This is a genomic window from Shewanella sp. SM23 (assembly GCF_025654295.1).
Lineage (GTDB): Bacteria > Pseudomonadota > Gammaproteobacteria > Enterobacterales > Shewanellaceae > Shewanella > Shewanella oncorhynchi.
This window is the reverse complement of the sequence record NZ_JAKKRM010000001.1, coordinates 613,655-637,594: the sequence shown is the minus strand read 5'-3', so window position 1 is coordinate 637,594 and position 23,940 is coordinate 613,655. Positions and strand designations below refer to the sequence as shown.

Genomic DNA, 23,940 nt, shown 5'->3' with positions numbered 1-23,940 from the left:
TTAAATCACAACTTCGAATAATATTTAGTTATCGAAGCCGATGCATTTTCAGCGCAATTTTAAACAAACAAGTTACCCTAAGTGTAGTTTTATTACATAAAAGCACGATATTGTCGTTGATATCACACTTTCAACGCGGCTTTAGGTGTAATTTTCTACCATAAAGAGGATTTAGTGAATGCCTTGATTCACTAAATCTTTTTAGGAGTATTAATCATGACAGTGACCAATGCACAAGAACTGGATCTCATGGTCGAGCGTGTGGCGAAAGCACAAGCCGAGTATGCGACATTCAGCCAAGCGCAAGTCGATAAAATTTTCCGTGCAGCGGCCCTTGCCGCTGCCGATGCGCGTATCTCGCTGGCCAAAATGGCCGCCGCAGAAACCCGCATGGGTGTAGTTGAAGACAAAGTAATTAAAAACCACTTTGCCTCCGAATACATTTATAACAAATATAAAGATGAAAAAACCTGCGGAATTTTATCTGAAGATGTCACCTTCGGTACTATTACCATTGCTGAACCCGTAGGCATTATCTGTGGCATAGTCCCCACCACGAACCCCACATCGACCGCGATATTTAAGGCCTTAATCAGCCTTAAAACCCGTAACGCAATTATCTTCTCGCCCCATCCTAGGGCCAAAGTTTCAACCACAACCGCAGCAAAATTAGTGCTGGATGCTGCCATAGCCGCGGGCGCACCCAAAGACATTATTGGTTGGATTGATGAACCCAGCGTTGCACTATCAAATCAATTAATGACTCACCCTAAGGTCAATTTAATCCTCGCAACGGGAGGCCCAGGCATGGTGAAAGCCGCCTACTCTTCCGGTAAACCTGCTATTGGCGTAGGTGCGGGTAACACGCCTATTGTTATCGATGAAACCGCCGACATCAAACGCGCAGTCAGTTCGATTCTCATGTCAAAAACCTTCGATAACGGTGTGGTTTGTGCGTCAGAGCAAGCGGTAATTGTGGTCGACAGTATTTATGAGCAGGTTAAAGAGCGTTTCGCAACCCACGGTGGCTATATGCTGTCGAAGGATGAAGCCGCGGCGATGCAGCAGGTCATTTTAAAAAATGGTGGCTTAAATGCCGATATCGTTGGCCAAAGCGCCGCCAGTATCGCGCAAATGGCGGGCTTTGAAGTGCCGCACTGGACCAAAGTGTTGATCGGTGAAGTCACCGACATTTGCGACAGCGAAGCCTTCGCCCATGAAAAATTATCACCACTGCTTGGTATGTACCGCGCCATCGACTTTAACGATGCCATGGATAAAGCTGAAGCTTTAGTCGCACTCGGCGGCATTGGCCACACATCAGGGCTTTATACCGACCAAGATACCCAAACCGAACGTGTACATGCCTTTGGTTTTAGAATGAAAACGGCGCGTATCTTGATCAACACCCCAGCTTCACAGGGTGGTATTGGCGATCTATACAACTTCAAACTGGCGCCTTCGCTCACTTTAGGTTGTGGTTCTTGGGGCGGCAACTCGATTTCAGAAAACGTTGGCCCGAGTCATCTGATCAACAAAAAAACCGTCGCTAAGAGGGCCGAAAACATGTTGTGGCATAAGCTTCCTGCATCTATCTATTTCCGCCGCGGCAGTTTGCCCATCGCGCTCGAAGAACTGAGCGATAAAAAACGCGCCTTAATCATCACAGACAGATTTTTGTTCAACCACGGTTATTGCGATGAAACCATGCGGATTTTAAAAGCCCAAGGCCTTGAAACCGAAATTTTTTACGATGTTGAAGCCGACCCCACTCTAGCCATAGTCCGTCAAGGCGCTAAGGTCGCTCAAAGCTTTAAACCCGATGTGATAATTGCGCTCGGCGGCGGCTCACCAATGGATGCGGCTAAGATTATTTGGGTAATGTACGAGCATCCAGATGTGGATTTTGCCGATCTCGCACTGCGCTTTATGGACATTCGTAAACGTATCTACAAATTCCCTAAAATGGGCACCAAAGCCATGATGGTAGCAATTCCTACCACCTCAGGCACTGGCTCAGAAGTCACACCTTTTGCGGTAGTGACAGACGAAATTACCGGTAAAAAATACCCGATTGCCGACTATCAACTCACGCCCAATATGGCGATTGTTGATCCAAATCTTGTGATGGACATGCCTAAATCCCTCACCGCCTTTGGTGGCATAGATGCGGTGACCCATGCATTAGAAGCCTATGTTAGCGTGATGGCGAATGAGTACAGCGATGGCCAAGCGCTACAAGCCCTCGACTTACTGTGCAAATATTTACCCGATGCCTACAACTTGGGTTCACAATCACCTGTCGCCCGTGAAAAGGTCCACAATGGCGCCACTATTGCGGGTATCGCCTTTGCTAACGCTTTCCTTGGGATTTGCCACTCAATGGCACACAAACTGGGCGCCGAGTTCCATCTCGCCCATGGCCTAGCCAATGCGCTGCTGATCAACAACGTAATACGCTTTAACGCAACGGATCTGCCCACTAAGCAAGCGGCCTTTAGCCAATACGACAGGCCAAAAGCCCTGTGCCGTTATGCTGCCATCGCAGATCACTTGAAACTAGGCGGAAAGACGGATGAAGAAAAAGTCGAAAAATTGCTTGAGAAAATCACACACCTCAAGAAGACGATTGGCATTCCTGCTTCTATCCAAGAAGCCGGTGTCAACGAAGCCGACTTCCTCGCCAAGTTAGATGAATTAGCCGAAGATGCGTTCGATGATCAATGTACCGGTGCCAACCCACGTTACCCCTTGATTAACGAGCTGAAACAACTGTTCCTCGATAGCTATTATGGCCGTGACTATAGCGACAACAACTAGACTATTATCTGCCAATGCTAGGCACGAGCTTAGTAAAAACCTCGCGACATAAATGAAGAAGCCCTCGAATGAGGGCTTTTTATTGCGTGATGTTCCGTGGCTTACCTAGTTAATGAGTGACTGAATCGATGCGTTAACAACACGAACGTAAAATCACTTCACTAGCCGCTAGCTCAACGGGGCATCACTCAACTTACGATCACTAAGCTAATCACCACTTAGCTGAACATCACAACAAACTGTGACTAACGCTGTGCCAGTACATAATCAATGGCGCTGGTGATGGCTGCAACCTGCGCCAGATTACATTCGGCAGGCGTGGCCGTTGGGCTATCTGGGTACACTTCTGTCGTTGTGTTATAGATACACCCCGTGACACTGCAGCAAAGCCCTAATGACTTAAGCGGATAGTTAATCACCCCGTGCTGCACCACAGTCGAGCCAATGATCTCGCCTTTCTCATCGGCAGGAGCAATGTGCGTCACTTTACTCACACCATCAATAATGGCTTTCTGAAAGGCATCCATTGAGTTTTCGGTATCACCCACAGCATAAAAACCATCTGGGATAGTTCCTTTGACGTACTCTTTTCCATCACGGGCGCAAAGTGCTGGACGAAATTCTAATTCATCGGAATCCGTGGTTTCATGTAAGTCCACATGCACATCAAAACCTTGCTCAACTGAAGCAACTAGAGCCATCAAGGCCGCCGATTCTTCTGCAGGGCTGTTGGCATAAAATGAACGATTAGGATCGATAGCCTTAGGGTTCCAACGGTTGATAGTTTCGTAACCCCAAGGACTCACGCACACGGCGATCACAAGATTGACGCGATCAACATAATGCGCCACCTTATCCGCTAAAAATGCCAAGGCACCATGAACACCGCTGGTCTCGTAACCGTGCACGCCACCCGTGACTAATACTGTCAGTTTTTGAGGATCGAAGGACGCTGACTTAACCGCAAGCAAGGGATAACGCTCCGCATTTATCGATAAGGCGCCATATTGCACAATGCCAAGCCCAAGCGTAGATAGCTTTGCTTCCATCGCCTTGAGTGGCGTCACGACATCGTCCTGATACGAACGCTTGATTTTGGCGCTTGCAAGCCATGCAGCTTTTTCAGCCTCGCCCCATTTTTCGCCTACGGTGCCGATGGGATAAAATGTTAAATTTGCCATAATTCCTCTATTTTTAGTTCTATTCGGTAAAGTTCTTTTTATTCAAGTTCTTTGCACTCTAGTGCTTTAATTCAAGCTCTTTTCGCTCAAGCTTTTTCGTTGAATTACTATTCAGTCGAATGATAGTGCTCGTGTTCGGATGATAAATGAATACAGTCAACCTAAAGCACTAGCTGCATGGGAATATCGCGGATCCCGCCGCGTTCTCGCTCGGGTCCAAGGGGCACAAAGCCAAAGCCTAAGTACACAGCCTGCGCATTCAGCGCCGAGTTCACGGTAAACACCCCCGGATTGCCTTGGGCTAAACATTGAGCTTTGGCATGTTCCCACAGCATTCGCGCCACGCCTTGCCCCTGTGCATGGGAGGCGACAAAAAGATGGTATAAGTGGCTATTCGCCTTCATCCCCACTACACCTGCGAGTTGGCCCGAGTCCGTTATGGCAACATGGTACTGATAACCCATAGCAAAGTAGCTACCAATCGCTTCTATCGACATGGCATTAACTAAGATTGTAGCCCCCTCTGCAGTGCAAGTTGGGGCGATAAATTCTTGGGTTAATTGAGTGAGTAATACGCTTATTTCAGGGATGTCAGTTAAGGTTGCGGCTCGAATTTTCATCTTAACTCCTTGATTAAAAACATTTAATTACACAATAAAAAGCCAGAACAAAGTCTGGCTTTTTAAGATGCTGAATCAAAAGGCACTTAATCAAAATACACTTGGTCAGAAAACGCTTAGTTTAAATACAGACTAAAAATACTTTGATTGTCAGTTGAGCATTAAATGACTCGCCGATGATAATCCTATACGGACGAGCCTTGCTTCTATGGGCTTTCGTCGGTGCAAAGCCCATAAACGCACTGGTCGTTATTGCTTAGTCCAGCGGTCCATCCAACTGAAGACATTAGCATACCATTGCTCTAAGTTTTCAGGTTTTAAGATCCAATGGTTTTCATCAGGGAAAATCAATAACTCTGATGGGATCCCTTTGCGCTGCATAAAACTGAATGCCGCTAAACCTTGACCATAAGGGACGCGGAAGTCCTTCTCACCGTGGATCACCAGCATGGGTGTTTTCCAGTTTTCAACATAATTCACTGGGTTAAACTTCTCATATAACGCTTTGTTATCTGAATAAGTGCCACCAAACTCATGCTCTGCGAACCACACTTCTTCGGTCACGTAATACATAGAACGCATATCGAACAGACCCGCGTGGTTAACTAAGCACTTGAAACCGTCGTTCCAGTTACCTTGGATCCAGTTCATCATGTAGCCGCCGTAAGAACCACCGAGCGCACAGGTGTTTTGCGGATCGAGCCATTTTTGTTGCTGGCTCACCGCTGCTAGGCCTTTTTGCAGATCTTCTAATGGCTTACCACCCCAATCTTGGCTGATTGAATCCGTAAAGGCTTGGCCGTAACCGGTAGAGCCGTGGAAATCCACCATGACGACGCCATAACCCGCACCCGCCCATAATTGGGCATTCCAACGACCACTGAAGGCATTACCAAATGAACCTTGCGGCCCACCGTGAACGAGATAGGCAATTGGGTATTTTTTCCCTTCTTGGAAGTTCGCCGGTTTGATCCAGTAACCGTAAACGTCTTCGTTATTCCAACCTTTAAAGCTGAACTGTTCAAACTTACCAAACTTGATCTCGGCCAATTTGTCTTTATTCACTTCGGTCAGACGTTTAAGCCCTTCACCTTCAGTCGTAATGCTATAGAGATCGCCCGGTTCAACTAAGGTTTTGCTATCGAAAATCAGTTGTTCGTTAGTGACCGCAATTAAACTGTTCGTGCCATCACTGTAGACAGAACGCACATCGCCAAATTGGGTATTCACTTGGAAAATAGAGACTTGACCTAGGTCTTGTGCCGTCACATACAAGGTACGATTGTCAGGAGCAAACATCAGTGAGTTTGGGCTGCGATCCCATAATGGCGCCACTTCTTTGGTTTGGCCTGTGCTAGTATCGCGCAACATAATGCCGTAGCGATCTGCTTCAAAACCCGGTTTTTTCATTGCTAAATAGGCCATGTAACGACCATCGCTCGAAAATGTTGGCTGCGCATCCCATGCAAGATTGTCTTTGGTTAAGTTGGTTGCGGTGCCGCCTGTCACTGGCACTTGCCACAAATCATAGTTAGTGGTCCAAGCTTGATCTTTGCTAGGGGCTTTCGCGCTATAAACCACAAACTTACCGTCTGGGGTGAAGGTCACTTCTTCCATACCCGAGAAAGGTTTTGGCGGCGTTTCAGTGTCTAAACCTTGAGTCACATCCACTACTTTAGTCAGTTTCTCACCGTTTACCGCACCCACAAATAAATGGTTACGGGCGTGGTCTTCCCACGTATCCCAATGGCGAACCATTAACTGCTTGTATTCACGGCCAGTCGATTTACGCTCAGCTTCGACGGTAAATTTATCCTTTGAGCAAGCTAAGTCCTTACACTCGGGGAATACCCGCATGCTGAGTACAACTTGTTTACCGTCGTTTGATAATTTGTAGCCATCAATATCCAAAGGTAAATCAGAAACTTGTACCGCTTCACCGCCCGTTAATGGTAGTTGAAATAACTGGCTTGAACCACTGCGACTGGCAAGGAAATAAATCGACTTGTCGTCATTGGCGAAGCTCACATCGTGCTCAGTGCCCGTGGCAGAGGTCAATTGTAGTGGTTTCGCCTTCGTGTCTATCAAATCTAATAGATACAGATCCGAGCTGGCCTCTCCCTTATCGTTTACCGTTTTAAGACCATAAACTAATTTAGTGCCATCGTGGGACACAGTCGCAGAGTGCATCTTATTGAGTTTAATGAGTTGTTGCACAGTAAAAGGCGTTGGATCGGCCGCTTGGGCTGATAACGCCAGTCCCGCAGCGCCGAGCGCCAATAGGAGAGGAGCTATTTTCATTGTTATGTCCGTCTTTGGTTAAACTGGTTCGATAGTTGCGCCAATCATTGCAAGGGTTCTATTGAAATTGCAATAGTTCTACTGAGTTGCAACCACACGAATGTTAAAAAACGATCTGAGATCGTATCTTTCGAAGATAAGCTTGCCACACTATCGAAACAAAAACGCTCAGGCAAGCCAAATGGCGAACCTGAGCGTATTTTTTTGTGACAAAATGTCAGTGGCGCAGCGTTTTACCTAAAGAACAGATATCAGAACTCAAACTTAAGCTATTTTGCTTAAAAAGCCATCAAGTTCAATCCGCTGCATCCTCACCTTTACGCTTTCGCGTTAGCAATATTCACTTTCCAAATTGCAGGGCCAGTTTCATGGGCGTTCACACCATGTGAATCCACAGCCACAGTCACTGGCATATCTTGCACATCAAACTCGTAAATCGCTTCCATGCCCAAATCAGCAAAGGCCACGACACGAGAATGTTTAATCGCTTTAGACACTAAATACGCAGCGCCGCCAACGGCCATCAGATATACCGCTTTGTGTTTTTTGATCGATTCAACTGTCGCAGGGCCGCGCTCAGCTTTACCTATCATGCCCATAAGACCAGTTTTCTCTAACATTAAGTCAGTGAATTTATCCATACGAGTTGCTGTGGTTGGGCCCGCAGGACCGACAACTTCAGTGCCTACAGGATCAACTGGGCCAACGTAGTAAATAAACTTACCGGTAAAGTCCACGCCTTCTGGCAGACCTTCACCGCTTTCAATCAGGCTTTGAATGCGCTTATGGGCAGCATCACGACCGGTGAGCATTTTACCGCTCAACAGAATGGTTTCACCGCTTTGCCACTGTTCGATATCCGCTTGAGTCACAGTATCTAAGTTCACGCGGCGCACATCATCACCCACTTCACGGGTAATTTCTGGCCAATCGGCCAATGATGGTGGCGTTAATTCCGCTGGACCTGAACCGTCTAAATGGAAATGTACGTGGCGAGTAGCAGCGCAATTTGGGATCATCACCACAGGCTTTGACGCCGCGTGGGTAGGCGCCGATTTGATTTTAACGTCTAACACTGTGGTTAAACCGCCAAGACCTTGCGCACCTATGCCTAAATTGTTCGCGCGCTCAAAAATGTCTAAACGCAGTTTTTCTTCGGTCGTTTGCGCGCCACGGGCCATCAACTCATGGATATCTACGCTTTCCATCAGTGCTTCTTTGGCTAATACGGCCGCTTTTTCCGCCGTGCCGCCGATACCGATACCCAGCATACCCGGTGGACACCAGCCCGCGCCCATGGTCGGTAGCGTTTTTTCTACCCATGCGGCGATATCGTCAGATGGGTTTAACATTACCATCTTAGCTTTGTTTTCACTGCCGCCGCCTTTGGCCGCAATCGCCACTTCGATGTGGTTGCCTGGCACCATGTCGATATGCACCACAGATGGCGTGTTATCTTTGGTATTTTTACGGCTGCCCGCAGGATCTGACACTATTGATGCGCGCAGTGGGTTATCAGGATTGGTATAGGCACGACGAACACCTTCGTCGACCATTTCCTGAATCGTCATATCGGTTTTGTCCCATTGGACACCCATACCCACTTTCACGAAAGTGGTCACAATCCCAGTGTCTTGACACAGAGGACGCTTACCTTCGGCCGACATACGCGAGTTAATTAAGATCTGGGCAATCGCATCCTTCGCCGCCGCACTTTGTTCACGCTCATAAGCTTGGCTCATGGCATCAACAAAATCCTTCGGGTGGTAATAAGAAATGTATTGCAAAGCATCCGCCACACTTTCAATAAAGTCGGCTTGTTTAATCACAGAAGTTTCAGACATTTTATGGTGAGATGACATAGTAGGAGCGCTCCAGCAGCCTTTGCGGCCTAACTTGTTTTTGTTTAATTCTTTCTGGGCCAATATGATACTCTTTCACATCTTTTTGGGCTACATCACATTTTGAATAGGGTTAATCGATGGCAATTAGGGCGTCAAAACAGCTTGCATCACGCCAACTTGACTGGACATTAAGTACCGCAGCACTGTTCGAACACTTTGCAAATGACACTTGGGCAATTCTGTTAGATTCGGCGAACGCGCCGCATCAAGACGCCAGATTCGACATCATTTGCGCCAATCCTATCGCAACGTTAGTGACTCAGGGCGAGCGTAGCGATATAAAGCTCATCGATACGAACTTGAGCTTACCCGAGGCAATAGACCCAAACCGTGATCCCTTCGAGTTACTCAACACTTTATTAACCCATTGGTATTCAAAATCTTTTGATTGCGACTTGCCCTTTAGTGGTGGCGCAATGGGCAGTTTTAGCTACGATTTAGGCCGCAGAATTGAATCCCTGCCGATAACGGCCAAGCAAGATATTCAACTGCCAGAGATGAACATCGGCTTTTACGACTGGGCGTTAGTTTTTGATTACCAAGCCCAGTGTTGGCATTTACTGCATTATTTAGGTGAAGTAGCACTCGACATTGAGTTGAATAGAATTCAAGATAAAATCACCCAAAAGCCAAATTCTGCCACATTTGTGCTTACTAGCCCATGGGCAGCACAGATAGACAAAGCTCAATACACGGCCAAATTTGCAGCAGTTCAAGCCTATTTGCACAGCGGTGATTGCTATCAAATAAATTTAACCCAAAGATTCGAAGCCCATTATCAAGGCGATGAGTGGTCGGCCTATAGCCAACTGCGCAATGCCAATAAAGCGCCCTTCTCGGCCTTTATGCGTCTGCCGCAAAACACGATTTTGTCGATTTCACCCGAGCGCTTTATTCAGCTTCGCGGTGACGATATTCAAACCAAACCCATCAAAGGCACGTTGCCGCGTCATACCGATCCCGCACAGGATGTGAAAGCCGCTAATACACTGGCAAACTCACCAAAGGATCGCGCCGAAAATGTCATGATTGTCGATTTGCTGCGTAACGATATCGGTAAAGTGGCGGCAGCAGGCTCGGTACGTGTACCGCATCTGTTTGAGGTTGAAAGTTTTCCTGCGGTGCATCACCTTGTCAGTACAGTAACGGCCAAGCTCGATGCTAAGTACAGCGCCAGCGATTTACTGCGCGCGGCGTTCCCCGGCGGCTCAATTACCGGCGCACCGAAAATTCGTGCCATGGAAATTATCGAAGAGCTCGAACCTTCACGGCGCAGCCTTTATTGTGGATCTATGGGTTATATCAGCCAAGACGGCCAAATGGATACCAGTATCACCATTCGCACTATTGTGGCTGAGCAGGGGAAACTCTATTGCTGGGCTGGCGGCGGCATAGTGGCGGATTCTGAAGTGGATGCCGAGTACCAAGAAACCTTTGATAAGATCAGCCGTATTTTACCTTTGCTTGGCGCTGCGTCACAAAAGCCGTAAGCTTTAATACTAAAAAGTCACGAGAACGTCGATGGATCAAGCGGAATTTAGACTCAGATTTAATCTGCACCCGTTAGCGCGGCAAGATCCGGCGGCCTTCCCTCACCTTGGATTACGCAAAGCTGCAGTGTTGATCCCACTGCTGGAGATTAACGGTGAGCTGAATCTAATTTTAACCCAAAGACCTATGCATCTGCGCGCCCATCCTGGGCAGATCAGTTTCCCAGGCGGTAAAATTGAGCCCTATGATATTGATGCGATTGCGGCCGCGTTAAGGGAAGCAGAAGAGGAAATTGGACTCTCAAGGCATAACGTCGAGGTAGTGGGCACGTTTCCAGCCCACAATACCTTCACAGGGTTTGAAATCACTCCTGTGATAGGCATTATCAAGCAGGCATTTGATTTAAAACTCGATCCCGGTGAGGTAGCCGATTGCTTTAACGTGCCATTAAGCTTTTTTATTGAACCGAATAATCGCCACCAAAAACGCTTTTTACGCCAAGGGCGCTATTACAGCGTGCATTTTATTCCCTATCAACAACGGTTTATCTGGGGTGCGACTGCCGCGATTATCGACCATCTGTGCCGCCAGTTAAGCATTCCTGCCGATATTCTCTGACTTCATTTGCCATTGCTAAACCGTTAAAAAGCCAAACTGTTAAATTAGCCAAACAATGGCTAGCTTAAACCACCAAATGGATATACAAACCGGCGACAATAGAGGTTAACAGCAACATGGGAATATTAAACCAATAACCCATACGACTGTGGTGGGCGACATAATAGTTAAACGCTAAACTGACCAAACTAATACCGCCACAAACCCAAATCAAATACTGCAATAATTGGGTTTCATGTGGATCCCAATGGACTCGAAATGTCGCGCCACGAGTCAAATAGGCCCCAACTTCACGGTCTGGCCTTGCATCACTAAACACTAATAGCGCATAGACGGCTATTGCCCAGCCTAAAATGGATAAGGTCGCAAGGATAATTTGAAATATTCTAGTCTTGCTCATACCGCCTCCCGCCGTTTAACTCACTATATCGCTCAATATCGATATTATTAACCTCAGGATACCTTTTTCAGCTTGAGAAAAGCCACCAGCAAGGTAAGATAAACCTCCAAAATTTTCATATAAAACGTTTCGTTGGAGAATTAAGCAACAATGAGCATCGCATCTGTCGCATCTGTATTTAAAGGTGAGCACGCCGTCGGTTCTAAAGTCACAGTGCGTGGCTGGGTCAGAACCCGTCGTGACTCTAAAGCCGGCATCTCTTTTTTAGCTGTTTACGACGGCTCTTGCTTTAATCCTATCCAAGGTGTCGTGCCCAATAGCTTAGATAATTACGACAACGAAGTGTTAAAGCTGACTGCGGGTTGCTCTGTTGTGATGACAGGCGACGTGGTGGAATCTCCTGGTGCAGGCCAAGCATTTGAGCTGCAAGTGACTGAACTTGAAGTCGCTGGCTGGGTTGATGATCCAGACACTTACCCAATGGCTGCTAAGCGTCACTCAATTGAACATTTACGCGAATTAGCGCACTTACGCCCACGTACTAACATTATTGGTGCCGTTGCTCGCGTGCGTAACTGTCTATCCCAAGCGATTCACCGCTTCTACCACGAAGAAGGCTTTATTTGGGTATCGACCCCACTTATCACAGCATCAGATTGCGAAGGCGCCGGTGAGATGTTCCGCGTATCGACCTTAGATATGGAAAACCTGCCGCGTACTGAAGCGGGTAAAGTCGATTACGATAAAGATTTCTTCGGTAAAGAAGCTTTCCTGACCGTATCAGGTCAGTTGAATGCTGAAACCTACGCCTGTGCACTGTCAAAAGTGTATACCTTTGGCCCGACTTTCCGTGCTGAAAACTCAAACACCAGCCGCCACTTAGCGGAATTCTGGATGGTTGAGCCTGAAGTCGCCTTCGCTAACTTAAACGACATCGCAGGCCTTGCCGAAGCTATGTTGAAATACGCGTTCAATGCAGTATTGACTGAGCGTATGGACGATTTAACCTTCTTCGCCCAGCACGTTGATAAGACAGTGATCGACCGTCTGCAATCTTTCGTTTCAAGCGATTTTGCTCAAGTGGATTACACGGATGCGGTTGAAATTCTGCAAAACTGTGGCAGAACCTTCGAGTTCCCTGTGTCTTGGGGTATCGATTTATCTTCTGAGCATGAGCGTTACTTAGCCGAAGAACACTTCAAAGCCCCTGTGGTAGTGAAGAACTATCCGAAAGATATCAAGGCCTTCTACATGCGCTTAAACGACGACGGTAAAACCGTTGCTGCGATGGACGTGTTAGCCCCAGGTATCGGTGAGATCATCGGTGGCTCTCAACGTGAAGAGCGTTTAGACGTGCTAGATATGCGTCTAGCCGAAATGGATCTGAACCAAGAAGATTACTGGTGGTACCGTGATATGCGCCGTTATGGCACAGTGCCACATGCAGGTTTTGGTCTAGGGTTTGAGCGTTTAGTGTCTTACGTGACGGGCGTGAACAACATTCGTGATGTTATCCCTTTCCCACGTGCACCGCGCACTGCGAACTTCTAATCTCCCTTAACTTGGGACTGCATCGCTAAGACATCTCTATTATGCCTTAGCAAAACGAAAGGAGCTGAATATTCAGCTCCTTTTTTGTTCGTCCGTTTTAGTCACATCATGCGGCTAAACAACCATTAATCCGCCAGACTCAACGCCTGCGCAATATATTCCGCGACTCGCTTGGCAGCAATATCATCGATTGACACCAACTTAATATGGCGACGAAATTTGCCACTGCCTTCAAGTACCTGATGTGGATCGCTAAGATTCGCGCCTAAGCTAAACTCCAATGAAACATGCTGTTTATAGGCAAACACACCACAAAAACTGGCTTTGGTGCTAAAGAGTATACCGCCGTATTTAACGGCTTCAGTAATGGCCCGCGACGATGTGGTAGCGGCAGTTTTAACCTCCTGTCGCACCCCCTGCACTATTTCAAACAGACTCGGGCTGGTACATAAAATATCTTCTAACAGTTTTTCAAGTTGCGGCTGATCTTCCATCATGATCTCTTTACCTCTCATACAAGCAAGACTATCTCAGTCAGATTGTAGCGCGCTAATCGGACTGAATAACACCCTATTGAAGCATCCCTAAAAAATAGTGACGTGCAAATAAAAAGGCCAAGCGTGGAGTACGCTTGGCCTTTTGCTGGAGTTGTCCAACTTAGCAAGGCTAAGTCACACGGATAAACACTGCGCCCTAGATTAAAACCCCTTCACACCGGCCATGTCAGGGAGATGATGAGCAATCCCCTTGTGGCAGTCGATACAGGTCTTTTCGCCGCTTGCCAGTGACGTTGAGTGCATCTGCGCCGCTCTGGGTGATTGGCGAGTAAAGTCCATGTAAGTGAAGTTATGGCAGTTACGACACTCGAGCGAATCATTGGCCTTTAACCTTGCCCACTCATGTTCTGCCAGTTCACGACGCTTATCTTCAAACTTCTCACGGGTATTAATCGTCCCAAAAACCTTACCCCACACTTCCTTAGATGCCTGCATCTTACGGGCAATTTTATCGGTCCAGTTATGCGGTACGTGGCAATCGGGACACGTCGCCCGCACGCCACTGCGGTTAGTAAAATGAATCGTCGTCTGTAGCTCTTGATAGACGTTATTTTCCATCTCATGGCAACCAATACAGAAAGCTTCTTGGTTGGTCACTTCTAGGGCAGTGTTAAATCCGCCCCAGAAAATCACGCCAGCCACAAAACCACCTAAGGTCAAAAAACCTAAACTGTAATGCACACTCGGACGATTGAGTACCTGCCAGATTTTTTTCAGTTTATCTAACATGCTAACTCCTAGTGTTTTTTCTGCTCAGTGTTGGCTTTGATCAGATGTTCCATATCCACAAAGTCGTTTTCGACCAGTAACTTGGCATCTAACTGCGGCACATGACACTGAGTGCAGAAATAGCGGCGCGGCGATAACTCGGCTAAGAAGTTATTGTCCCTGTCCATAAAATGCGTGACGCTGACCATAGGTGCTTGCGAGTCCCCAATGCGGCTACGAGCATGGCAAGCCATACACTTATTCACTTTAAGATCAAGCTGATAGCCGTCGATCTTGTGTGGGATCACCGGTGGTTGCATGGGATAGCTGCGCACTTCCTTCACATCGGTATTACGCACACTTTGCATCGCAGGTGGCGTAGGCTCGACATTGATAGGCGCTTGGCGCAGGGTATCAATTTTATCTTCGGGAATACTGGCGGCAGACACACTTGTCATGATGAATGAGCCAAATACCAATAAACCGATCGCTGAGACTAATTTTAGGGTTTTCATCGTGTTCTCCTTAAACCTTGACGATCTTCACCGCACACTTTTTAAAGTCAGTTTGTTTTGACAAGGGATCTGTCGCATCTAAAGTGACTTTATTAATGAGCTGGCTAGCATCAAACCAAGGCACGAACACTAAACCCACGGGCGGTTTATTGCGGCCACGGGTTTCAACTCGGGTCTTAATTTCACCGCGACGGGACACAACGCGAATTTCATCGCCACGGCGCAGACCGCGTTTTTTCGCATCTTCAGGGTGCATAAAACATACGGCATCGGGGAAGGCACGATATAGCTCAGGCACACGTTGGGTCATAGAACCCGAATGCCAGTGTTCCAGCACTCGCCCCGTCGACAACCAGATATCATATTCTTCATCGGGCGCTTCTGCGGCAGGTTCATAGGGCAAAGCGAAAATCACCGCACGACCATCGGGATGACCGTAAAACTCAAAGCCCTTACCTGCTTTAACATAAGGATCTGTGCCTTCACGGAAGCGCCACTTGGTTTCTTTACCATCGACCACAGGCCAACGCAGACCATGAGCCTCATGGTAAACATCAAATGGGGCGAGATCGTGGCCATGGCCGCGGCCAAAGGTCGCATATTCCTCGAATAAGCCTTTTTGGACATAGAAGCCAAAATGTTTAGCCTCATCGTTCAAATACTTAGGATCGGCATCCGCAAGCGGGAACTTATCAACATTACCGTTCTGATACAGGACTTCGAATAGGGTTTTCCCTTTGAACTCAGGGTTCGCCGCTAATACATCCTTAGGCCAGACTTCGTCTGTGGTGAAACGCTTCGCAAACTCCATCAATTGCCACAGATCCGAATGGGACTCACCCGGTGCCTGCACCATTTGATGCCAAAACTGAGTACGGCGCTCGGCGTTACCGTAGGCGCCCTCTTTTTCCACCCACATAGCGGTGGGCAAAATCAAATCGGCAGCTTGAGTCGTCACCGTCGGATAGGCATCGGACACCACGATAAAGTTGGCTGGGTTACGGTAACCCGGTAAACCTTCTTCATTGATGTTTGGGCCCGCCTGCATATTGTTGTTCACTTGCACCCAGTAACAATTTAAGTCGCCATCTTTTAGACGACGGTTTTGCTCGACGGCGTGATAACCGGGTTTAGGTGGAATAATGCCGCTTGGGATCTTCCAAATATCTTCGGCATGCTTTCTGTGTTCAGGATTGGTCACGACCATATCAGCAGGTAAACGATGGGAAAACGTCCCCACTTCACGGGCCGTGCCACAGGCTGATGGTTGACCCGTCAAAGAGAATGGACTGTTACCTGGGGTTGAAATTTTACCCATCAAGAGATGAATGTTATAAATCAGGTTGTTACACCACACACCTCGGGTATGTTGGTTAAAACCCATGGTCCAAAATGAGGTCACTTTGATGTCGGGATCGGCATACAGCTTGGCCAGCGCAATCAGTTTATCCTCAGGCACGCCCGACAACTTACTGACTTTTTCGACGCTATAATCCGCCACGAAGGCTTTAAAGGTCTCAAAATCAATTGGGGTTGAATCCCCCGCCGTTTTAACATTTTTCGCTTTTTTCTCAAGGGGATGTGTCGGGCGTAAACCATAACCAATATCTGTTGTGCCCTGACGGAAGTTAACGTGTTTCTTCACGAAGTCCCAGTTCACTTTATCATTCTGAATGATGTAGTTAGCTATGTAGTTCAAAATGGCTAAATCGGTTTGCGGGGTGAACACGATCGGCAAGTCGGCCAAATCGAAGGATCTGTGTTCAAACGTCGACAACACGGCCACTTTTACATGGCTGGCACTGAGACGTCGGTCTGTCACTCGACTCCAGAGGATCGGGTGCATCTCCGCCATATTCGAGCCCCAAAGGACAAAGGCATCGGCGGCTTCCATATCGTCATAGCAACCCATAGGTTCGTCGATACCGAAGGTGCGCATAAACCCGACCACGGCTGACGCCATGCAGTGACGCGCATTCGGATCGATATTATTCGATCCAAAACCCGCTTTCATCAACTTAACGGCAGCATAACCTTCCCACACAGTCCATTGGCCCGAGCCAAACATGCCCACAGCAGTTGGCCCTTTGGCTTTAATGGTTTCTTTCCATTTTTGCGCCATGATGTCGAAAGCACTGTCCCAACTGATGGGCGAAAACTCACCGTGCTTGTCGTATTTGCCATCTGTCATCCGCAGCATAGGCGTGGTTAAGCGATCGCTGCCATACATGATTTTCGATAGGAAATAGCCCTTGATACAGTTAAGCCCACGGTTCACTTCACTGTTGGCATCGCCATGGGTGGCAACCACTTTGCCGTCGCGAGTTGCGACAATCACAGAGCAGCCCGTGCCGCAAAAACGGCATGGGGCTTTATTCCACTCTAATTTGGTTTGTTCTGAGCTGGTAATTAAGTTGCTTGCGCCTGCGGGCAAGGCTAAACCAGCGGCGCCTGCAGCGGCAATCACCGCATTGGCCTTGATAAAGTCACGTCTGTTCATATTCATTCTTCACCCTCTTCGAGCACTTCACTCTGGTGGTAAACCATAGTGGCTGATAACACGCCCGGAATGGCATTGATCGCTTCGATACTGTCCATCAAGGCGCGTTGCGTCTCGCCTTCGATCACGACGACCAATTTCACTTCGTTGTTGACGGAAAGTTCGGCATTTTCAATGGTCATTATTTGTTGTCTAACATCTGCCATTTTCTGCGGTAAGACCTGCACCACTAAACTGGTGATATGGAGTTCTTTGCTCATCCGACATTCCACTCTTATTTTTAACTATTTGATGATGTTACGTTTAACCAGCGCCCGGTGGACCCGTCAAAATTTGGCTGAACCAAATAGCAAAGCCCAGACCACTGACCAGTAGTACGGACAATAACGGTGCGAGAAACACGGTTAAAAAGATAAAGATTTTCAGTTCTAAGGATTTTTCTTCTGCGGTGCTAGCACTCATGCATCCTCCAAGAGGTGTGTTCCTGCCACTTTGAATGCGCTGCAAAAAATCGCCAGCGGCAGGCTTTATGTATATCTATTGCATCTTTGGATCACGAAGCGATCATACCTTTTAGTTGTTAACAAAATGTATACCTCCAAATTGGTAAAGCGGATGATGCTTGATCCAGATCATCAATTTGATGTGAGTATTCGTCAGATCTCAGTTTTTAAACGTTTTTTGCAATTACAAGTTAGATGATTGAATTGATTTTATGATTAATAAGCGACTGAAATGGATAAATCACTGCAAGAAAACAACAGAAAACCCGCCAAAAAAACCTGAGTATTCATAAAGGAGTAGGCAATAGAAAGGTGTTAAAACATGCGAGATAACGACTTGATCCCAAAAGAAAGATATTCGGCATAAAAGCATCGCTGCCACCCAGAAAAAGCGCTCATTTCATGGCGCACCACTGGAGGTATATCGCGTGAGAAGCGTAAGCATAGGGAAAATAAAAAACCGAGAAAATGGTTAGTTTTCTCGGTTTGTTTAGTCATTTCTTGATCGCGTTATTGTTACATCAATCGGACAAAGGCACTCAGCTCAACCTTTAAATCAGTCTATTAAACCTGTTGAATATGATTCAAAATGCGCTTTTCAGATATCGGATACGCCGTGCCTAACACCTGCGCAAAACAGGAAACACGGTACTCTTCAATCATCCAGCGTGCCTCGATTAACGCAGGCGGTGTTGGCATAGAACGCGGTACTTTAGCCAGTTGTGCGATTAAAGCTTCTTGAACCTTGTTGATGCTCTGCATATGCAAACGGTCACGGGTCGGATCAACGGGCAACTTCTCGACACGGATTTCAATCGCTTTTAAGTAACGCGCCACATCGGCTAACCGATTCCAACCACAGGATTCGACAAACCCTTTAAACACTAACTTGTCTAATTGGCTTTGAATATCACTCATAGCAAAGGCAATATCTAAGCTAATTTTGCCCTTAAGACGCTTTTTAATGCTCTGATACAAGGTCAAAATCTGCTCAACCTTCAATGCAATTTGCTCGGCGGTCGGGTTGAGTTCTTGGCGAACCCAGTCCTTTGCCTGCTCAAATTGGGTTTGATTACGCACATCGAGGGCTTTTTCATCCAACAATTGCTGCACAGCGGCGGCAATAATGTCATCAATCAAGATTTGCACTTGACCGAAGGGATTGAAATACATCGCCAATTTCGCCTTATTCGGCAAAGCTTGCTGTAAGTGTTTCACCGGTGATGGAATGTTTAGCAGCAATAACCGTCGCAGACCTTGGCGATGGGCATCTAAGGCCTCAAATTCATCATCAAATAATTTGATCGCAACACTGTCTTTTTTATCGATCAGCGCCGGAAACGCCCGCACTTGGTAATTGCCTTTTTGCTGCTGATATTGCTGCGGCAAATCGCCAAAGGACCACTCAGTTAACGCTTCTTGCTCTATACCTTTATCCGCCACCTGACGAATGGCCTTCGCCACCACGCCCTGCAACTCGGCTTTTAAGGTATCGAGCACCCGACCTTCGGCCACTAAGTTGTGTTTATCGTCTTCGATTTTAAAGTTCATCTGCAAATGCGCGGGCAGTTGCGTTAAATCAAAATCCTCCGGCGATATACGCGTGCCACTCATGCGCAGCAATTGCTTGCACATGGCTTCAAGCAAACTGGCACTAAAAGGTACCATGGCCTGCACACAAGCGCGGGCATAGTCAGGTGCTGGCACAAAGTTACGTCGTAAACTCTTAGGCAAAGATTTAATCAGCGCGATGCACTTTTCTTCCCTTAGCCCTGCCACTAGCCAATCAAAATCGCTATCGTCAATTTGATTAAGCAGCGCCACCGGAATGTGCACCGACACGCCGTCATCCGCCGCCGCAGGTTCAAAGTGATAACTCAGCTGCAAGCGCAAATTACCCTTATGCCACATATCGGGAAAATCTAAGGTCGAAATATGGTCGGCATTGCGCTGCATTAACAGTGCTTTGCTGAAATCGAGTAAATCCGGTTGCTCGCGCTTGGCTTTTTTCCACCAGCCAAAAAACAGCTGGGCGTTGTAAATCCCTTCCGGGATCCGCGGCTCGTAAAAGTCCACCAAGACTTGCTCGTCCACCAAAATATCGCGGCGACGGGATTTATGCTCGAGGGATTCAATGTCTTCGAGCAGCTTTTGGTTAGCGACAAAAAATGCTTCTTGGGTCTGTAACTGCCCTTCTGCCAAAGCGCTGCGGATAAAAATCTCACGCGCTTCAACGGGATCGATGGGGCCGTATTGCACTTTGCGGCGGTGCACAACCGTCAAGCCGTAGAGCACTTGATTCTCAAGGGCGATAACGCTGCCAGGTTTTGCCTCAAAATGGGGCTCAACATAGCTTTTCTTGATCAAATGAGCAGCTAAGGGCTCTAGCCATTCAGGTTCGATTTTGGCGCAGCAGCGAGCGAATAGGCGTGAGGTTTCGGTAAGCTCAGCCGCCATGATCCACTTAGGGCCTTTTTTGGCCAGTGGCGAACCGGGAAACACAAAGAATTTACGATTACGGGCACCTAAGTACTCGTTATTGTTATCTTTAAAACCAACATGACTCAATAAGCCCGATAAGAGCGCGCGGTGCAAGCTGTCATAATTAGCTGGCGTATCGTTTAAGCGCCACTTTAAATCGTGCACGGCTTGTTTAAGCTGGGCATATAAATCCTGCCACTCGCGAACGCGCAAATAGGCCAAATATTCATCGCGGCACTTTTTACGGAACTGACTAGCAGATAACTCTTTTTGTTGATCTTTTAAGTGCTGCCACAGGTTTATCCAACTGACGAAATCGGAACTGGGATCGGCAAAACGGCGATGGGCTTCATCACTGGCTTGCTTCTTCTCCATCGGACGTTCGCGGGGATCTTGAATCGATAAGCCAGCGGCAATCACTAACACTTCGTTCAAACAACCTAACTGCTGACTCTCGACCACCATACGCGCCAAACGCGGATCCACAGGAATTTGCGCCAAGTTGCGCCCAAGTGGTGTCAGCACTAGCTTGCCGTGTTTGCTCTCAACCGCTTGTAATTCTTCGAGCAACAGGAAACCATCGCGGATATGGCGTGGATCGGGTGGCTCGATAAAGGGGAAACCGGCGATATCACCCAAACCGATGGCGAGCATCTGCAAAATGACCGAAGCCAAGTTAGTGCGCAAAATTTCGGGATCGGTAAACGCCGGACGATTATTAAAATCCGCCTCATCGTACAAACGGATACAAATACCCGGCCCTACACGGCCACAACGGCCTTGGCGCTGATTGGCACTCGCCTGCGAGATAGGTTCAATCGGTAAACGTTGCACCTTAGTGCGATAGCTATAACGGCTGATACGCGCCGTACCTGGGTCGATAACGTAGCGAATGCCTGGCACTGTCAACGAGGTTTCCGCCACGTTGGTCGCTAATACAATCCGCCGACCTCTGTGACTACTGAAGACTTTAGACTGCTCACCGTAAGATAAACGCGCGTACAGCGGCAAAATTTCGGTATCGCGGTAATTACGCCGACTTAATTGTTCGGCCGTATCGCGAATTTCCCGCTCGCCGTTCATAAAGATCAGAATGTCACCCAGCCCTTCGGCCACCAGTTCATCGACGGCGGCAAAAATGCCTTCGATTTGATCTAAATCGGCATCGCTATCTTGCACTAAAGGTCGGTAACGGGTTTCGACCGGAAAGGTACGGCCCGACACTTCGATAATAGGTGCATTGTTGAAATGCTTAGAAAAACGCTCAACATCTATGGTCGCCGAAGTGATAATAACTTTGAGATCGGAGCGTCTTTTGAGAATTTGTTTGAGGTAGCCCAGAATAAAATCGATGTTGAGGCTGCGCTCGTGGGCCTCATCTATGATGATGGTATCGTATTGATCGAGATTGCGATCGGAGGTTAATTCCGCCAGTAAAATACCGTCGGTCATCAACTTGATATAAGAGTCACTCTTAAGCGCATCGGCAAAACGCACTTTAAAGCCAACCACTTCACCGAGCGGACTTTGTAATTCTTCGGCGACTCGGCTCGCCACACTGCGGGCTGCTAAACGTCGTGGCTGGGTGTGGCCTATCATGCCACGGCAACCTAGGCCTAATTCCAAACAGATTTTAGGTAACTGGGTCGTTTTACCCGAGCCCGTTTCACCGGCGATGATCACTACTTGATTGCCCGCAATCGCACGTGCAATATCATCGCGCATCAAGGAAACGGGCAGGTTTTCAGGATAGTGGATTTTAGGCCGAGCGTTACGACGCTGCTCAACCTTCTCAAACGCCGCCTGCGCTTGCTCGCTCAGCTGAGCTAAGACTTGGGTCTTTTTATCTGAGTCGGCTTCTTTATTGAGCTTAAATAAACGACGACGGATCCGCGACGCGTCGCTCTGATAACAAAGATTAAGAAAGGCGTTCGATAGCGGATGTTTGTCTGAGTTCAAATCCAAATTCCATTGCTAGCATCAAAAACGGCGATCCTAGCAAGGAAAGTGGCGTAATGGTATTGCTAATTTACTCTGCACTCAGTATATGGCGTGTCAGTTTCGCACTGGCTCGACTTAGATTAAACCGGTGACAGATAACATTGTTGCATATAGATATTCATGGCTTTGAGCACATTGGTGCGATTAATCGTGCCAATTACTTTGCCATGTTCAACCACTGGATACACTTTAGGTTTAGGCCCTAGCATTTGTTCCGCGAGCTGCAAAATACTGTCATCTGGCCCAACGAACAGCACTTCAGTGCGCATGCAATCCTTCACCACTGAGGTCATATCACAGTGATAGCTACTTTTGATCATTACAGCCAAACAATCCTGCTGGGATAAAAAGCCCACCAAATCGCCCGTATCATCAACCACTGCTGCGCCCATTTTATTATTATCTAACAGCTTTTCGACCGCAGTCGCAAGCGACATATTAGCGCGCAGCAACACGGGCTGACGATCCATATGGTCGCGGATTTTAATTAAGTCCATAGTCTTTCCCTCGAATTAACCCTACGTTTGTAGTCTAGTCAAAATATCGGCAAGAATGTGCGATTTATATCGATTGGGCTTATCTAGTGCATAATACCAATCACATTAAATATCTAATCAGTTCAGAGCCTCACAGGCATCTCAATCCAAGGCGCATTGACGCAGAAATGGTTATTCCCTTTTAAGTCTATGCAACACGGGAGTGGGATGCCTGTGTGCCTCCCGAAGGGCGGGTTTCAACGCGCTTTATACTGCGTTTAAGGCTTTCGACAGAGCACCACTATGCCTTCAAGCCTTCGCCTTGTCTAAAGCGCGTTGAACTCCCGCTGAATGAACAGATATTTAATACGATTGGTATAATCCAATGTCAACAAGAGCTAACAGGACAAAAATAGCGTCAACAAAGGCAGCCAGAAATAGCGACTTAGAGTTAACTGAAGCGAATGCTAGAAACTGAAATCAGGCAAGTATCCGATTGAGCTTCAATGATGGCAGGTAATGCCATCCGTCTTCGGTGATCATTTTACTTGTCATTCCAACGCGTTTTAATTCGCTATTGATACAAGCTATAAGTCGATATAAAAGCGATAGCCTACACCGGGCTCAGTCCGCACATACTGAGGTTCACTCGGGGAATCGCCTAATTTTTGCCTTAAGTGACTGACCACAATTCGTAGATAATGTGTGTCTTCTGTATGAGCGGGCCCCCAAATCTCTTTGAGCAACTGAGTCTGAGTGACAACGCAGTTAGGTGACGACGCCAATTTAGACAATACTGCGTATTCCTTGGGTGTGAGTTCGACAATTTGATGATCAACTTTAACCAGCCTGCGACTTAAATCAATCTGCAACTTGCCGTCATCTAATATGGGTAATTTTTCAGGTTTGATATGGTCCCTTAAAATCGCTCGCACCCTTGCCAGTAACTCTTCCACACTAAAGGGTTTGGTCACATAATCCTGCGCGCCTGCATCTAATGCTGCGACTTTTTCTTTATCTTGATTGCGAACCGACAATACAATCACAGCAACATCGGACCATCCCCGTAACTCCTGTAGCACTTGATGGCCTTCCATATCCGGCAAGCCTAAATCCAAAATAACTAATTCAGGTTGCTGGCGTGCGACAGCCGCGAGTCCTTGCTGACCATTTTCAGCTTCGGTAACGTCATAGCCCTCACTGGTGAGTGCAATCCGCAGCATGCGGCGTATTTGGGTCTCATCATCGATAACCACGATTTTTATTGCCACGTCTCTAGTCCATTCTGTGGTTTATTAAGAATATTTTGGCTA

19 protein-coding genes are annotated in these 23,940 nt (G+C 47.4%); 5 read left to right on the top strand and 14 right to left on the bottom strand.

The window, feature by feature from the left end:
- Nucleotides 1–216: 216 nt before the first annotated feature.
- Nucleotides 217–2,820, top strand: a complete 2,604-nt coding sequence (gene adhE / locus L5L98_RS02760; protein ID WP_263138359.1) for a bifunctional acetaldehyde-CoA/alcohol dehydrogenase — start codon at nt 217–219, stop codon at nt 2,818–2,820.
- 245 nt (nt 2,821–3,065) lie between these two features.
- On the opposite strand, the gene L5L98_RS02755 is transcribed toward adhE, so the two are convergent.
- The 4 genes from L5L98_RS02755 to L5L98_RS02740 form a co-directional block, all read right to left on the bottom strand.
- Entirely contained in the window at nt 3,066–4,001 is a 936-nt protein-coding gene (locus L5L98_RS02755; protein ID WP_263138357.1) for a M14 family metallocarboxypeptidase, read from the bottom strand.
- 161 nt (nt 4,002–4,162) lie between these two features.
- Nucleotides 4,163–4,621 (bottom strand): GNAT family N-acetyltransferase, encoded by a 459-nt coding sequence (locus tag L5L98_RS02750; protein ID WP_263138355.1) that lies wholly within the window; start codon nt 4,619–4,621, stop codon nt 4,163–4,165.
- A 249-nt stretch (nt 4,622–4,870) separates the two neighbouring features.
- A complete protein-coding gene (locus L5L98_RS02745) occupies nt 4,871–6,922 on the bottom strand; it encodes an alpha/beta hydrolase family protein (RefSeq protein WP_263138354.1) in 2,052 nt (683 codons plus the stop codon).
- 317 nt (nt 6,923–7,239) lie between these two features.
- Nucleotides 7,240–8,784: a fumarate hydratase gene (locus tag L5L98_RS02740; protein ID WP_113939706.1), complete on the bottom strand. Its 1,545-nt coding sequence runs from the start codon at nt 8,782–8,784 to the stop codon at nt 7,240–7,242.
- Nucleotides 8,785–8,903: 119 nt separating this feature from the next.
- On the opposite strand from L5L98_RS02740, the gene pabB reads away from it, so the two are divergent.
- Both pabB and L5L98_RS02730 read left to right on the top strand, forming a co-directional pair.
- The gene (pabB, locus tag L5L98_RS02735; protein ID WP_263138352.1) at nt 8,904–10,316 is read left to right on the top strand and encodes an aminodeoxychorismate synthase component I; all 1,413 of its coding nucleotides are present in this window, start codon (nt 8,904–8,906) and stop codon (nt 10,314–10,316) included.
- Nucleotides 10,317–10,347: 31 nt separating this feature from the next.
- On the top strand, nt 10,348–10,935 hold the full coding sequence (locus L5L98_RS02730) for a CoA pyrophosphatase (RefSeq protein WP_263138350.1): 588 nt from the start codon (nt 10,348–10,350) through the stop codon (nt 10,933–10,935).
- Between the two features lie 64 nt (nt 10,936–10,999).
- Here the strand turns inward: L5L98_RS02730 and L5L98_RS02725 are convergent, their stop codons facing one another.
- On the bottom strand, nt 11,000–11,335 hold the full coding sequence (locus L5L98_RS02725; RefSeq protein WP_113939548.1) for a hypothetical protein: 336 nt from the start codon (nt 11,333–11,335) through the stop codon (nt 11,000–11,002).
- Nucleotides 11,336–11,485: 150 nt separating this feature from the next.
- Between L5L98_RS02725 and asnS the strand changes: the two genes are divergently transcribed.
- On the top strand, nt 11,486–12,886 hold the full coding sequence (asnS, locus tag L5L98_RS02720; RefSeq protein WP_105252305.1) for an asparagine--tRNA ligase: 1,401 nt from the start codon (nt 11,486–11,488) through the stop codon (nt 12,884–12,886).
- 125 nt (nt 12,887–13,011) lie between these two features.
- On the opposite strand, the gene L5L98_RS02715 is transcribed toward asnS, so the two are convergent.
- From L5L98_RS02715 to L5L98_RS02680, 8 genes are all read right to left on the bottom strand, one after another.
- A complete protein-coding gene (locus L5L98_RS02715; protein ID WP_251073338.1) occupies nt 13,012–13,383 on the bottom strand; it encodes a DUF1801 domain-containing protein in 372 nt (123 codons plus the stop codon).
- 201 nt (nt 13,384–13,584) lie between these two features.
- The gene (locus L5L98_RS02710; RefSeq protein ID WP_028760143.1) at nt 13,585–14,172 is read right to left on the bottom strand and encodes a cytochrome c3 family protein; all 588 of its coding nucleotides are present in this window, start codon (nt 14,170–14,172) and stop codon (nt 13,585–13,587) included.
- 8 nt (nt 14,173–14,180) lie between these two features.
- Nucleotides 14,181–14,666, bottom strand: coding sequence for a nitrate reductase cytochrome c-type subunit (locus L5L98_RS02705; RefSeq protein ID WP_028760144.1), 486 nt, complete (start codon nt 14,664–14,666; stop codon nt 14,181–14,183).
- Between the two features lie 10 nt (nt 14,667–14,676).
- Nucleotides 14,677–17,166 (bottom strand): nitrate reductase catalytic subunit NapA, encoded by a 2,490-nt coding sequence (napA, locus tag L5L98_RS02700; RefSeq protein WP_028760145.1) that lies wholly within the window; start codon nt 17,164–17,166, stop codon nt 14,677–14,679.
- 2 nt (nt 17,167–17,168) lie between these two features.
- The gene (locus L5L98_RS02695; RefSeq protein WP_028760146.1) at nt 17,169–17,426 is read right to left on the bottom strand and encodes a chaperone NapD; all 258 of its coding nucleotides are present in this window, start codon (nt 17,424–17,426) and stop codon (nt 17,169–17,171) included.
- Between the two features lie 43 nt (nt 17,427–17,469).
- Nucleotides 17,470–17,628: a nitrate reductase gene (locus L5L98_RS02690; protein WP_028760147.1), complete on the bottom strand. Its 159-nt coding sequence runs from the start codon at nt 17,626–17,628 to the stop codon at nt 17,470–17,472.
- Nucleotides 17,629–18,233: 605 nt separating this feature from the next.
- The gene (hrpA, locus tag L5L98_RS02685) at nt 18,234–22,109 is read right to left on the bottom strand and encodes an ATP-dependent RNA helicase HrpA (RefSeq protein ID WP_411569197.1); all 3,876 of its coding nucleotides are present in this window, start codon (nt 22,107–22,109) and stop codon (nt 18,234–18,236) included.
- 122 nt (nt 22,110–22,231) lie between these two features.
- On the bottom strand, nt 22,232–22,648 hold the full coding sequence (locus L5L98_RS02680; RefSeq protein WP_028760149.1) for a CBS domain-containing protein: 417 nt from the start codon (nt 22,646–22,648) through the stop codon (nt 22,232–22,234).
- Between the two features lie 215 nt (nt 22,649–22,863).
- On the opposite strand from L5L98_RS02680, the gene L5L98_RS02675 reads away from it, so the two are divergent.
- A complete protein-coding gene (locus tag L5L98_RS02675; RefSeq protein ID WP_081729037.1) occupies nt 22,864–23,043 on the top strand; it encodes a hypothetical protein in 180 nt (59 codons plus the stop codon).
- A 171-nt stretch (nt 23,044–23,214) separates the two neighbouring features.
- Here the strand turns inward: L5L98_RS02675 and L5L98_RS02670 are convergent, their stop codons facing one another.
- A complete protein-coding gene (locus tag L5L98_RS02670; RefSeq protein WP_028760150.1) occupies nt 23,215–23,898 on the bottom strand; it encodes a response regulator in 684 nt (227 codons plus the stop codon).
- Nucleotides 23,899–23,940: the final 42 nt, after the last annotated feature.

Coding starts and splice junctions, on each gene's coding strand:
- adhE (WP_263138359.1), top strand. CDS start 217: ATGACAGTGACCAATGCACAAGAACTGGATCTCATGGTCGAGCGTGTG.
- L5L98_RS02755 (WP_263138357.1), bottom strand. CDS start 4,001: ATGGCAAATTTAACATTTTATCCCATCGGCACCGTAGGCGAAAAATGG.
- L5L98_RS02750 (WP_263138355.1), bottom strand. CDS start 4,621: ATGAAAATTCGAGCCGCAACCTTAACTGACATCCCTGAAATAAGCGTA.
- L5L98_RS02745 (WP_263138354.1), bottom strand. CDS start 6,922: ATGAAAATAGCTCCTCTCCTATTGGCGCTCGGCGCTGCGGGACTGGCG.
- L5L98_RS02740 (WP_113939706.1), bottom strand. CDS start 8,784: ATGTCATCTCACCATAAAATGTCTGAAACTTCTGTGATTAAACAAGCC.
- pabB (WP_263138352.1), top strand. CDS start 8,904: ATGGCAATTAGGGCGTCAAAACAGCTTGCATCACGCCAACTTGACTGG.
- L5L98_RS02730 (WP_263138350.1), top strand. CDS start 10,348: ATGGATCAAGCGGAATTTAGACTCAGATTTAATCTGCACCCGTTAGCG.
- L5L98_RS02725 (WP_113939548.1), bottom strand. CDS start 11,335: ATGAGCAAGACTAGAATATTTCAAATTATCCTTGCGACCTTATCCATT.
- asnS (WP_105252305.1), top strand. CDS start 11,486: ATGAGCATCGCATCTGTCGCATCTGTATTTAAAGGTGAGCACGCCGTC.
- L5L98_RS02715 (WP_251073338.1), bottom strand. CDS start 13,383: ATGATGGAAGATCAGCCGCAACTTGAAAAACTGTTAGAAGATATTTTA.
- L5L98_RS02710 (WP_028760143.1), bottom strand. CDS start 14,172: ATGTTAGATAAACTGAAAAAAATCTGGCAGGTACTCAATCGTCCGAGT.
- L5L98_RS02705 (WP_028760144.1), bottom strand. CDS start 14,666: ATGAAAACCCTAAAATTAGTCTCAGCGATCGGTTTATTGGTATTTGGC.
- napA (WP_028760145.1), bottom strand. CDS start 17,166: ATGAACAGACGTGACTTTATCAAGGCCAATGCGGTGATTGCCGCTGCA.
- L5L98_RS02695 (WP_028760146.1), bottom strand. CDS start 17,426: ATGAGCAAAGAACTCCATATCACCAGTTTAGTGGTGCAGGTCTTACCG.
- L5L98_RS02690 (WP_028760147.1), bottom strand. CDS start 17,628: ATGAGTGCTAGCACCGCAGAAGAAAAATCCTTAGAACTGAAAATCTTT.
- L5L98_RS02680 (WP_028760149.1), bottom strand. CDS start 22,648: ATGGACTTAATTAAAATCCGCGACCATATGGATCGTCAGCCCGTGTTG.